This is a genomic window from Clostridium sp. TJA085 (assembly GCF_058310235.1).
This window is the reverse complement of sequence record NZ_JBZEEZ010000001.1, coordinates 692638-704010: the sequence shown is the minus strand read 5'-3', so window position 1 is coordinate 704010 and position 11373 is coordinate 692638. Positions and strand designations below refer to the sequence as shown.

Annotated in this window: 12 protein-coding genes and 1 riboswitch; of the genes, 10 read left to right on the top strand and 2 right to left on the bottom strand. The window is 25.4% G+C overall.

The features are described 5' to 3' along the window. Positions 1–4 precede the first annotated feature (4 nt). Complete coding sequence (locus AC4FQW_RS03780) at positions 5–547, bottom strand: hypothetical protein (RefSeq protein ID WP_491147314.1); 543 nt, start codon at positions 545–547, stop codon at positions 5–7. 289 nt (positions 548–836) lie between these two features. Here AC4FQW_RS03780 and AC4FQW_RS03775 point away from each other — a divergent pair, with 289 nt between their 5' ends. The 7 genes from AC4FQW_RS03775 (at position 837) to thiE (ending at position 6977) form a co-directional block, all read left to right on the top strand. After that, positions 837–1172: a hypothetical protein gene (locus AC4FQW_RS03775; protein WP_491147312.1), complete on the top strand. Its 336-nt coding sequence runs from the start codon at positions 837–839 to the stop codon at positions 1170–1172. Positions 1173–1333: 161 nt separating this feature from the next. Further along, on the top strand, positions 1334–2485 hold the full coding sequence (locus tag AC4FQW_RS03770; RefSeq protein ID WP_491147310.1) for a double-cubane-cluster-containing anaerobic reductase: 1152 nt from the start codon (positions 1334–1336) through the stop codon (positions 2483–2485). Positions 2486–2492: 7 nt separating this feature from the next. After that, a complete protein-coding gene (locus tag AC4FQW_RS03765; protein WP_491147309.1) occupies positions 2493–3251 on the top strand; it encodes an acyl-CoA dehydratase activase in 759 nt (252 codons plus the stop codon). A gap of 58 nt (positions 3252–3309) precedes the next feature. Further along, a riboswitch (TPP riboswitch) is annotated at positions 3310–3425 on the top strand. A 107-nt stretch (positions 3426–3532) separates the two neighbouring features. Continuing rightward, positions 3533–4360 carry a bifunctional hydroxymethylpyrimidine kinase/phosphomethylpyrimidine kinase gene (thiD, locus tag AC4FQW_RS03760; protein WP_491147307.1) on the top strand — a complete coding sequence of 276 codons (828 nt, stop codon included), beginning with the start codon at positions 3533–3535 and terminating at the stop codon, positions 4358–4360. Then, positions 4353–5555 (top strand): putative hydroxymethylpyrimidine transporter CytX, encoded by a 1203-nt coding sequence (gene cytX, locus AC4FQW_RS03755; protein WP_491147305.1) that lies wholly within the window; start codon positions 4353–4355, stop codon positions 5553–5555. The genes thiD and cytX overlap by 8 nt, the downstream gene beginning before the upstream one ends. Continuing rightward, on the top strand, positions 5534–6367 hold the full coding sequence (gene thiM, locus AC4FQW_RS03750; protein WP_491147304.1) for a hydroxyethylthiazole kinase: 834 nt from the start codon (positions 5534–5536) through the stop codon (positions 6365–6367). Before cytX ends, thiM begins: the two co-directional genes overlap by 22 nt. Next, positions 6357–6977 (top strand): thiamine phosphate synthase, encoded by a 621-nt coding sequence (gene thiE, locus AC4FQW_RS03745; protein ID WP_491147302.1) that lies wholly within the window; start codon positions 6357–6359, stop codon positions 6975–6977. The genes thiM and thiE overlap by 11 nt, the downstream gene beginning before the upstream one ends. 89 nt (positions 6978–7066) lie before the next feature. Here the strand turns inward: thiE and AC4FQW_RS03740 are convergent, their stop codons facing one another. Further along, positions 7067–7876 (bottom strand): hypothetical protein, encoded by an 810-nt coding sequence (locus tag AC4FQW_RS03740; RefSeq protein ID WP_491147300.1) that lies wholly within the window; start codon positions 7874–7876, stop codon positions 7067–7069. A gap of 287 nt (positions 7877–8163) precedes the next feature. Between AC4FQW_RS03740 and AC4FQW_RS03735 the strand changes: the two genes are divergently transcribed. Genes AC4FQW_RS03735 through AC4FQW_RS03725 form a run of 3 tightly spaced genes read left to right on the top strand, consistent with a single transcriptional unit; the run spans position 8164 to position 11346 of the window. After that, a complete protein-coding gene (locus AC4FQW_RS03735; protein WP_303126864.1) occupies positions 8164–8985 on the top strand; it encodes a Cof-type HAD-IIB family hydrolase in 822 nt (273 codons plus the stop codon). Between the two features lie 24 nt (positions 8986–9009). Further along, positions 9010–10440, top strand: coding sequence for an NAD(P)/FAD-dependent oxidoreductase (locus AC4FQW_RS03730; RefSeq protein WP_491147297.1), 1431 nt, complete (start codon positions 9010–9012; stop codon positions 10438–10440). Beyond that, a complete protein-coding gene (locus AC4FQW_RS03725; RefSeq protein ID WP_491147295.1) occupies positions 10441–11346 on the top strand; it encodes an NAD(P)/FAD-dependent oxidoreductase in 906 nt (301 codons plus the stop codon). Positions 11347–11373 lie beyond the last annotated feature (27 nt).

Below are 11373 nucleotides of genomic sequence, written 5' to 3'. Positions count from 1 at the left end.
TGTTTTAAAGAAATATATAAATAACAATTAAAGCTATTATTAGTATAATGAAAATAAAGTAAAGTAAATAATTCGATATAGTATTTTTATTAGAAACATTATTCATTTCTTTATTATTTAAAATTTTAAGTTTATGAATTTTTTTAAGTAAACTTAAGTAATTACCCGAACGCGGTTCATATTGAATTTTAGGATGTCCATAAATTTTAAGTTCTAGTAATGGTTCATTATAATCTTTTAAATATAAATTTAAATACTCAATCTCATCAAAAGATATTTCATTAAGAGAAATTTTATCATAATTTTCTTTTGTATTTATTAGATATAATTTTTTATTACTTAAAACAAATATAGTATTCCATATAGATTTGTCATTAAGTAAAGATTTGGAAGAATTTTTTTCTTCACTTTTAGCGCTATAATTTAGTGTTTCAAAATAGCCCTCAAATTTTTCTTCATTTCTCAAAATATTTTTTACTTCCAATAAATTTTTTTGAAGATTATACTCCTTTAATTCTAATAAGGTACCTTCTTTTAAACTAGTCATAAAAATATATCCCCTCTATTTGTGTAAAGTTAGTTATTGAGTTAAAAAATAAACAATATTAAGTAACATATTAATTATACGAAAATAAAAGGAAAAATGAAACAAATTTTACCATTAATAAAGAGGGAAATATTTAAATAAAAATTTAATTGAATTAAATAAAAAGTTACAAAAGTTGAATTTTTTTAAAATTATAATTGATAATTATTTACAACTATATACAAAATATATAAAATTTATATATAAAATAATATAATTTATATAAATTTTATATAAGGGGGAAGGGAGTATGTTTAGAAGAACTGTTGGAAATGTTATTACATTAGAAGTTAGAGAAGATTATAAAAGAGAAACTTTAATAAATAATATTAAGATGAATAATAATGATGATTATTTTGAAGAAATAGATTTTGAACAAGATTTACCTAAAGAAAAGGTTAGAGATAGTTTTATAGTAATAGGAAACGAGGAAAATGAAGAGTATGAAGCTATAGTTGCATATGAATCTGAATTAGAGGCTTATAGAGCTTATAAAAATATTTCTTGCAAAAATAAAAAGATAATAAAAGGAACAGCTATTTACGGGGACCTTTTTGGAATGAGAGTATTATTAGGATATGAATAAATATAAAAAAGAAAGACTTTAGTTTAAACTAAAGTCTTTTTTCGTTTACATAAAATTAACATAGAAAAAATTTATAGTTTAAAAAGTTATGATATCATTTAAATGTATACGTTAACAAATAAAGCGTTATAAATTGGCATAATAAGGGGAGTTTAGAATTTATGGATTTACAAAAAGAATTACCAGAAGTATTTAATGAATTTGGAGAAGTAAGAAGAAATGGCTTTATTAAAGCAAAAGAGTTAAAGGATAAGGATATACCTTTAATAGGAGTATTTTGTACTTATTTTCCACAAGAACTTGCTTTAGCTATGGGAGCAGCAACAGTTTCACTTTGTGCAAGCTCTGATGAAACAATACCAGATGCTGAAAAAGATTTACCACGTAATCTTTGTCCTTTAATTAAATCAAGTTATGGTTTTGGAAAAACTGATAAGTGTCCTTATTTTTATTTTTCAGATTTAGTAGTTGGAGAAACAACATGTGATGGAAAGAAAAAAATGTATGAATATTTAAGTGAATTTAAACCTGTACATGTTATGCAACTGCCAAATTCACAAACAGAAGATGGATTAAGCTTATGGAAAAATGAAATAATAAAACTTAAAGAAAAACTTGAAGAAATGTTTGATGTTAAAATTACAGAAGAAGATATTAAGAGAGCTATAAAAATAAAAAATGAAGAAAGAAAAGCTTTAAAGAGATTTTATGAATTAGGTAAAAAAGACCCAGTTCCATTACTTGGACAAGATATATTTAAAGTATTAAATGGAACTACTTTTAGTTTTGAAAGAGAAAAAATACCAGCACAAATGGATGAATTAATAGAAAAAATTAATTCTGAATATGAAAAAGAGAAGAAGTATGATAAAAAGCCACGTATTTTAATTACAGGATGTCCAATTGGAGGAGCTACTGAAAAAGTAATTAAAGCTATTGAAGATAATGGAGGATATGTTGTTGCACTTGAAAATTGTAGTGGAGCAAAAGCAGTTGAAGATTTAGTAGATGAAGAAAATCCAGATGTTTATGATGCATTAGCTCGTAAATATTTATCTATTGGATGTTCATGTATGACTCCTAATCCAAATAGAATTAAGCTTTTAGATAAAATGATAGATGAATATAAAGTTGATGCTGTTGTTGATGTAATATTAACAGCTTGTCATACATACAATGTTGAAACTTTATCAATTAAGAGATTTGTAAATGATGAAAAGAAAAAGCCTTATATGAGTGTGGAAACTGATTTCTCATCATCAGATATTGGACAATTAAATACTAGAATGGCTGCATTTATTGAAATGCTTTAGGAGTTTTATGGAAATATATACTTTAGGAATAGATTCAGGCTCCACAACAACAAAGGGAGTTTTATTTGATGGAAATAAAATAGTTGAAACTTTAATAATAAAAACTGCAGCTAAGCCAAAGGAAAGTATTTATAAAGTATTTAATAAGCTTTATAGTGACAAAGTTAAATATGTAGTTACAACTGGATATGGAAGAAAGCTTTTAAAAGAGGCAAACAAGCAGGTTACTGAAATAACTTGTCATGCAAGGGGAGCTGCTTTTTTAAATCCTAACATAAGAGCTGTAATAGATATTGGTGGACAAGATTCAAAGGCTATTTTACTTGATAAGTCATTAAATGTTGTAGATTTTTTAATGAATGATAAATGTGCAGCTGGAACAGGAAGATTTATAGATGTTATGATGAGAATACTAGAAGAAGATATTAATAATATTGATGAATTTATAACGAATAAGACACCTGTAAATATATCAAGTATGTGCACTGTATTTGCAGAAAGTGAAATAATAAGTCTTCTAGCAAATGATGTTGATAGAGGAGATATTGCCCTTGGAGTTGTTCATTCAATTAGTAAAAGAACAGCTAATTTTGCAAATAGATTAAATTTAGAAGGTGATATATTTTTTAGCGGTGGACTTGCTAACTCAAAAATATTTAAAGATACAATAGAAAGTTACTTAAATAAAAATGTATACACTCATAAATTAAGTCAATTTGTAGGTGCAATTGGAGCTGCTGTAATTGGATGGCAAAAAATAAACTAATAAAAATGTTGAATAAAATTTTATATAGTGCTAAAATTAACCTGTAAAAATTAAATAATTTAAGACACAGGGGGGCTGGGATTTGGCCAGCTGAGATTGAAAACCTTAAAATTTTCTGACCCTATGAACCTGAGATGGATAATACCAGCGTAGGAAGATGTTTGAATATATTTTAAGTATTTTTGTATATTGAGGTACAAGCGTTTTCTGCTTGTACCTTTTTTATTTTAAATATATTTAAAAAATCTTCTATAAAATTAGTAGAAGGATAGGTGTTAAATGTGAAAAATGTTTTAACTATTGCAGGATCAGATAGCTGTGGAGGAGCAGGAATACAAGCTGATTTAAAAACCTTTAGTGCAAATGGAGTTTATGGAATGAGCGTAATAACTGCTATAACTGCTCAAAATACTATGGGAGTATTTAAAGTACAAGATATTGATGAAGAAATTATTGGAGCTCAAATTGATGCAATTTTTGAGGATATTAATGTTGATGCGGTAAAAATTGGTATGGTATCAAAAATTTCTACAATTAACATAATAAGTGAGAAATTAAAAAAATATAAACCTAAAAATTTAGTTTTAGACCCAGTAATGATATCAAAGAGTGGTTATTCTTTATTAAAGCCAGAATCAAAAAGTGCATTAATTAAAGAGCTTATTCCTTTAGCTTATGTAATTACTCCAAATTTACCAGAAGCTTTAGAAATAATAAGTGAAGTAAATTCAGAAAAGGTAGAAATAAAAACAGTTGAAGATATGGAGCTTGCTGCTAAAGAAATTTATAAACTTGGTTGTAAAAATGTATTTTTAAAGGGTGGACATATGGAAGGAGATAAAGCTGTTGATATTTTATATGATGGAGAAAACATATATAAGTTTTATGCAGAAAAAATAAATACAAAAAACACTCATGGAACAGGCTGTACTATATCATCTGCAATAGCCTCAAATTTAGCTTTAGGCTTTAGTATTGAAGAAGCTATTAAAAGGTCAAAGGATTATATAACAATAGCTATTATTCATTCCCTAGATATAGGACATGGTGTTGGACCAACAAACCATTTTTATGAATTATATAAAAAGGCAGGGTTAATAAATGAATAACAAGAAATTTGGATTTTTTACATTATCTTTTTTATGGTTTGGAGCAGCTATTTCAATAGCTGAAATATTAACAGGAGGTTTACTTGCCCCTCTTGGGTTTACAAAAGGATTAGAAGTGATAATTGTTGGACATTTAATTGGAACTATAATATTAGTTCTTGGTGGGTTTATAGGATTTAAAGAAGGTGTACCTGCTATAACATCAACAAGAATATCCTTTGGAAAATATGGAACTTATTTATTTTCTATATTAAATGTACTTCAGCTTATTGGATGGACAGCCGTTATGATAAGAGCCGCTGCTACATCAGTTCAATTAATAACAAAAAGTATTTGGGGATTTGATAATTTATTTATTTGTATTATTTTAATTTCTATTTTAACTGGTATATGGATATGGTTTGGTAGAGATGGTATGAAAAATTTAAATGTTATAGCTGTAAGTTTATTATTTATTTTAACTTTAGTACTTGGTTTTATAATATTTAAAGATGGAGCGGTATTTTCAAAAACTTTTGATGGTGAAATATCTATAGGACAAGCTTTGGAATTAAATATAGTTATGCCTCTTTCATGGCTTCCTCTTATTGCAGATTATACAAGATTTGCAAAGAACGGAAAAAGTGCTGTATTTGGAAGTTTTATAGGTTATTTTTTAGGCAGTTCATGGATGTTTATAATAGGTCTTGGAGCTTCAATAGTTTCAAATAGCTCAGACCCATCTTACATAATGCTTGCTTCTAATTTAGAAATTATAGCACTTGGCATTATAGTGTTATCAACGGTAACAACTACATTTCTAGATATATATTCAGCAGGTATATCATTTTTAAATATAATGCCAAAACTAAATGAAAGAAAAATTGGACTTATTATGACTATTATAGGAACTATAGTAGCACTATTAGTTCAAATGGAAAACTATGAAGGTTTCTTGTATGCAATAGGTTCAGTTTTTGCACCTTTATTTGCAATTTTAATTTCTGATTATTTTTTACTTAAGAGGAGACTTGAAAAAAATGTTCTTATAAATATTAAATCAATTATTGTATGGATAATTGGAATAATTATTTATTACATATTTATAAAATTAGATTTTATTATTGGATCAACTTTACCAGCTATGATTATAACAGCATTTATAAATATTATATTTTCAGGGAGGGTATTTAAATGGAGAATTTTAGAGAAATAAATGGAGTATTAAAAAATTTAAGAGAGGGTAGTCCTCTTGTTCATCATATAACAAATTATGTTACAGTAAATGATTGTGCAAATGTAACTTTAGCAATAGGTGCATCTCCTGTTATGGCTGATGATATTAATGAAGTATATGATATGGTATCAATAGCATCTTCATTAGTAATTAATATAGGAACATTAAATAGCAGAACTATAGAATCTATGTTAACTGCTTGTAAGAGAGCAAATGAATTAAATATTCCTATAGTATTAGACCCAGTTGGAGCTGGAGCTACACCTTATAGAACAGAGTTTGCAAAGAAATTATTAAAAGAAGTTAAGTTTTCCGTTATAAGAGGGAATTTATCAGAAATAAAAACTTTATATGGAATTAATTCAAAAACTAAAGGAGTTGATTCTGTAGAAGAAATTTCAGATAAAACAAGTGATTTTAAAATAACAAAAGATATAGTTAAAAGTTTTTCAAAAGAAATAGGTTCTGTTGTTGCAGTAACTGGAGCTATTGATGTTATTTCTGATGGAAATAAAGTATATACAATAAAAAATGGAAATAAAGCTATGTCAAAAATTACAGGAACAGGTTGTATGTGTACATCATTAATTGGTTCATATTTAGGAGCTACAAAAAATAATTTAATTGGAACAATACTTGGAATTTTAACTATGGGAATTGCAGGAGATATAGCATTTAAAAACCTTAAAGATTTAGAAGGTTCAGGTAGCCTTAAAGTTAAAATAATTGATGCAATATATAATATGAATGAAGAAATGATAAAGGAAATGGGGATTTTAAATGAAGAGTAATATAGATTATAAGCTTTATCTTGTAACAGATAGAAATATACTTAAAAACACAAATATATGTAAAGCTGTTGAAGAAGCAATAAAAGGTGGAGTTACAGTTGTACAAATTAGAGAAAAAAATATAAAAACATTAGAATTTTATGATATAGCAAAAAAGATTAAAAAAGTTACAGATAAATATAATATACCATTAATAATAAATGATAGAATTGATATAGCATTAGCTATAAATAGTCATGGAGTTCATCTAGGGCAAGATGATATGCCATGTAGTGTTGCAAGAAAAACTTTAGGCAGTGATAAAATAATTGGTATTTCAGCAAGTACATTAGAAGAAGCTTTAAAGGCAGAAAAAGATGGAGCAGACTATATTGGAGTTGGAGCTATATTTAAAACAAATACGAAAAAAGATGCAGATGATGTTTCAATAGAACAATTAAAAGAAATAAAAAATAAAGTTTCTATACCAGTAGTTGCAATTGGAGGAATAAAAAGTAATAATTTAACTTTATTAAGAGGAACTAATATTGATGGAGTTGCTGTTATTTCAGATATATTAGGAAAGGATGACATTTATAATTCAGCAAAAAATTTATTTAATAAATTATAATATAAAATAAGGAAAGGTTTAAGTCTTTCCTTCTTTTTATAAAAATATATTTTAAAATGATTATTTCTAATTATAATTTAAAAATTATTTTAAAAAAGTGATATGATTTTTGAAATTATAAGTGTTATAAGAGAAAAGAAAATTCCTATTGATAAAAAACTTATTAAAAATACATTAAATACTATTAATCTATTTAATATAATAGTTTCAGGAATTTTAAATACTACTAAAACTATACTAACAACAACACTTATTATAAAAATAAATATTATACCATCAAGTGAGTTTTTAAGGTCAGCTTTACTAAGAGACATATGAGTACTAATTGATATAGCAATAAATAAAAAAATCCAAAAACTAATTGATGATAAGTTATTAATAGTAAAAGTTGATTTTAAAAATAATATAAATTGATTAAGTAAAAGAGTAAAAAAATCAATTAAATTAAAGTTGTTACCTAAATATAAGTAATTATTAACATTTATATTTTCTAAAATTGTATTAAAGCTATTGTCTAGAAATATTTTATAAAATAAGGTTAGTAATATAGAGCCAACTAATATTGGAGCTACTCCAATAAAAAAATTACCTACTCTTTGATAAATACTATTTTTATTAAAGGTATGATTTACATGTCCAAGTTCCCTATCTTCAATATTTAAGGAAAACCATTTAATATCAGTAATTTTATGTAAAAATATTTTGCATAAAAGAGCATGACTAAATTCATGTATTGTAGTTCCTATAATTCCAGTTCCTATAATCCCGTATTTCCCAAGTTTACTATAAATAAGTTCATTACTTTTACTTTCTATTTTACCTATTAAAAATCCAAATATTATTAAAGCTCCGATTATAGATAATGATAATAGGAGACTAAGTTTAAATATTTCAATCATTTTAAAACCCCCTAAATATATCTTTTGTTTTAAATTATTATATTAAATTTAAAAATTTTAGTCTAATAAAAATCTATATAAAAAAGTTAATTTTTTATAATTTTTTTAATTATTCTATTTAATATAAAAAGTAATAATTATAAATATTTAGTTTCTTTAATATTGTTTTTAAATTTATATATAATTATTTACCTATTAAATATATTAAATAATAATATTTAACTTATTCAGAAAAAAGGTGTATTATAAAGGTAAAGAAAGGTAAGTGGAGAAAGAAGGATTTTGACATGACAATTAAATTAATTTGTATAGATATGGATGGAACACTTTTAAAGGATCAACAAGTTGTTTCAGAGGAAAATAAAAAAGCTATAAAAGAAGCCATAAAAAAAGGTGTAAAGGTAGCTATAACAACAGGTAGGATGTATGATTGTGCTAAGCTTTACTCAAAAGAAATTGGATTAGATACTCCAATAATAGCATCAAATGGAGCATTTATAGGATATAAAGATAAAGTTATATATAATAATCCTCTTAGTATTTCAAATATAAAGGCATTTTTAAATGTAACAAAAAAATATAATTTAAAAGCTTATGTTACAACAAACTTTGGAATAATTTCAAATTATGAGCTTCCAGAAAATCATGTTTATAAGGTTTTAAATAAAACTTTAAATGAGAATGAAAAAATCAAATTATTAGTAGTTAGTGATATGAATAAGGCAATAGAAGAATATAATGGACAAATTCTTAAAGGAGTTTGTGTAGATGCAAATCATATTGAAGAATTAATAAAGGCAAGAAAAGAATTAGAAAATTTAAATATGGATATTGAAATTGTATCATCTTGGTCTGATAATTTTGAAATTATGAAAAAAGGAAGCAGTAAAGGAGAAGCTGTAGAAGCACTTACAAAATATTTAGGGTTAAAAGAAGATGAAGTTATGTGTATTGGAGATAGTGAAAATGATTTATCTATGATTAAATATGCAGGTGTTGGTGTTGCTATGGGAAATGCAATAGAAAAAATTAAAGAATCAGCAGATTATATTACAGATACAAATGTAAATGATGGTGTAGCTAAAGCTATTAAAAAATTTGTGTTATAACATATAGGATAAGGAGTTGTTAAAATGAAGGATGTAGTTATTATAGGTGGAGGAGTTGTAGGCTCAGCAATAGCAAGAGAACTTTCAAAATATGAATTAGATATAACATTAGTTGAAAAAAATAGTGATGTAGCAGAAGGTGTATCAAAAGCAAATAGTGGTATTATTCATGCTGGCTTTAATGAAACTATAGACACATTAAAGGGAAAATTAAATGTTTTAGGAAATGAAATGTTTGATAAATTATCATTAGATTTAGATTTTCCTTTTAAGAGAAATGGAGCATTCGTTTTAGCATTTAGTGAAAATGATATAGATAAATTAAAAGAACTTAAAAATAAAGGGGAGGCTTTAGGGGTTAAAGGACTTGAAATACTTAATAAAGAACAAGTATTAGAAATGGAAAAAAATATATCAGATAAAGTATTTGGTGCTTTATATGCTAAAACTTCAGGAATAGTAAGTCCTTATGAAATGGTAATTGCATTAGCTGAAAATGCAAATGTTAATGGAGTTGAATTTAAGTTAAATTCAAAGGTTATTGATATTAAAAAAATAGATGATATTTTTGAAGTTTTACTTGAAGGCGGAGAAAAAATTAAAAGTAAAATCATTATAAATGCAGCTGGACTTTATGGAGATGTAATAAATAATATGATAAGCTCTAAAAAATATAAAATAAATGGAGCTAAGGGTGAATATGGATTATTTGATAAAGGTATAGGCAATATGATTAATATGACTTTATTTAGGCTGCCTAATCATTTTACTAAAGGAGTTTTAGTTACAAAAACTGTTGATGGAAATATTTTAGTTGGACCAAATTCAGAAAAAGTTAGTGATAAAGAAGCATTAGATACTTCAATAAGAGGATTAGATGAAATTTTAAATAAAGGAAAAGAAGTAATTAAAGAATTACCTCTTAAAAAAGTTATAAAAACATTTGCTGGAATAAGACCACATATAGAAGATGATTTTATAATAGGTGAAGCAAAGGATGTTAAAAATTTTATAAATGTTATAGGAATTGATTCACCAGGACTTACTGCAGCACCAGCTATAGGTGTTTTTGTAAAAGATATAGTTAAAAAATTAATTACTTTAAAAGAAAAAGAAAATTTTATTAGTAAGAGAAAAGGAATAATAAAGTTTAATGAACTTTCATTAGAAGAAAAAAATAAATTAATAAAGGAAAATCCAAGTTACGGAAAGATAATTTGTAAATGTGAGCTTATTACAGAAGGTGAAGTTAGGGATGCAATAAATAGACCTCTTGGAGCTACTACAGTTGATGGAGTTAAAAGAAGGACAAGAGTAACTATGGGAGGATGTCAAGGCACTGGTTGTTTAATACCAATAGTGAAATTAATAAAAGAAGAACTTGATTTAAATATTGATAAAGTTTTTAAAGATAAAGAAGGATCAGTAGTTCTAGGATATAAGGAGGTACAATAGATGAAGCATTATGATTTAGTAATTATAGGTGGCGGAGCTAGTGGACTTAACTCAGCAATATTTGCAAAAGAGATGGGAATAGAAAATATATTATTAATAGAAAAAGATGATATTTTAGGTGGAGCATTAACTTTTGGTGATTATAATTTAAGTGAAAGAAGTTATTTTACAGGAGAAGAATATAGGCAAAAATTAATTCAAGAATTTGATTCTTTAAATATAAATACTTACTTAGGAACTATGGTTTTGAAAATTGAAGATAATAAAATTATAGTTTGTACAAGTAAAGAAAGAGGAATTGAAAAAATAAAAGCTAATTCTATAGTAATAGCAACTGGTGGAAAAGAAACATCTTTAAACAATTTACAAGTAACAGGAGATAGAGTAGCTGGTATTTTAACTGTTGGAATGACAGAAAAAATATTAAATATGGGATTAATTCCAGGTAAAGAAGTTGTTATATATGGAAATAACAATTTATATAAAATATACAATAAGCTAAAGAAGAGTAATGTTAATATTAAGGCTGTTATATGTGATAAAGTAAGTGATGAAAGTTTATCTTTAAGTAAAAATTTATATTTAGGATATGATTTAAAAGAAGTTAAAGGTAATGGAAGATTACAAAAAATAAAAGTAAGTAATGGAAGAGGAGATAAGTATATAAATTGTGACACATTAATAGTTGCAAATCCTATGATATGTGACCCTGTTTTATGTATGAGAAGTGGAATAAAATTAAATTTAGAAACAATGGGTGCAGAAGTTTCTTCAACAAATATGACATCAAGTGATGGAATATTTGCATTAGGTTACTCAGTTAAAATTTATAATTCAATTGAAGAGATTTTAGAAGATGTAACAAAAACTATTAATTCAGTTTTAAAGTATTTAAAAAATAAATAAAAGTTATAATATAAATTAAGGTATGCA

Coding starts and splice junctions, on each gene's coding strand:
- AC4FQW_RS03740 (WP_491147300.1), bottom strand. CDS start 7,876: ATGATTGAAATATTTAAACTTAGTCTCCTATTATCATTATCTATAATC.
- cytX (WP_491147305.1), top strand. CDS start 4,353: ATGAATAACAAGAAATTTGGATTTTTTACATTATCTTTTTTATGGTTT.
- AC4FQW_RS03735 (WP_303126864.1), top strand. CDS start 8,164: ATGACAATTAAATTAATTTGTATAGATATGGATGGAACACTTTTAAAG.
- AC4FQW_RS03770 (WP_491147310.1), top strand. CDS start 1,334: ATGGATTTACAAAAAGAATTACCAGAAGTATTTAATGAATTTGGAGAA.
- thiE (WP_491147302.1), top strand. CDS start 6,357: ATGAAGAGTAATATAGATTATAAGCTTTATCTTGTAACAGATAGAAAT.
- AC4FQW_RS03725 (WP_491147295.1), top strand. CDS start 10,441: ATGAAGCATTATGATTTAGTAATTATAGGTGGCGGAGCTAGTGGACTT.
- AC4FQW_RS03775 (WP_491147312.1), top strand. CDS start 837: ATGTTTAGAAGAACTGTTGGAAATGTTATTACATTAGAAGTTAGAGAA.
- AC4FQW_RS03780 (WP_491147314.1), bottom strand. CDS start 547: ATGACTAGTTTAAAAGAAGGTACCTTATTAGAATTAAAGGAGTATAAT.
- thiM (WP_491147304.1), top strand. CDS start 5,534: ATGGAGAATTTTAGAGAAATAAATGGAGTATTAAAAAATTTAAGAGAG.
- AC4FQW_RS03730 (WP_491147297.1), top strand. CDS start 9,010: ATGAAGGATGTAGTTATTATAGGTGGAGGAGTTGTAGGCTCAGCAATA.
- AC4FQW_RS03765 (WP_491147309.1), top strand. CDS start 2,493: ATGGAAATATATACTTTAGGAATAGATTCAGGCTCCACAACAACAAAG.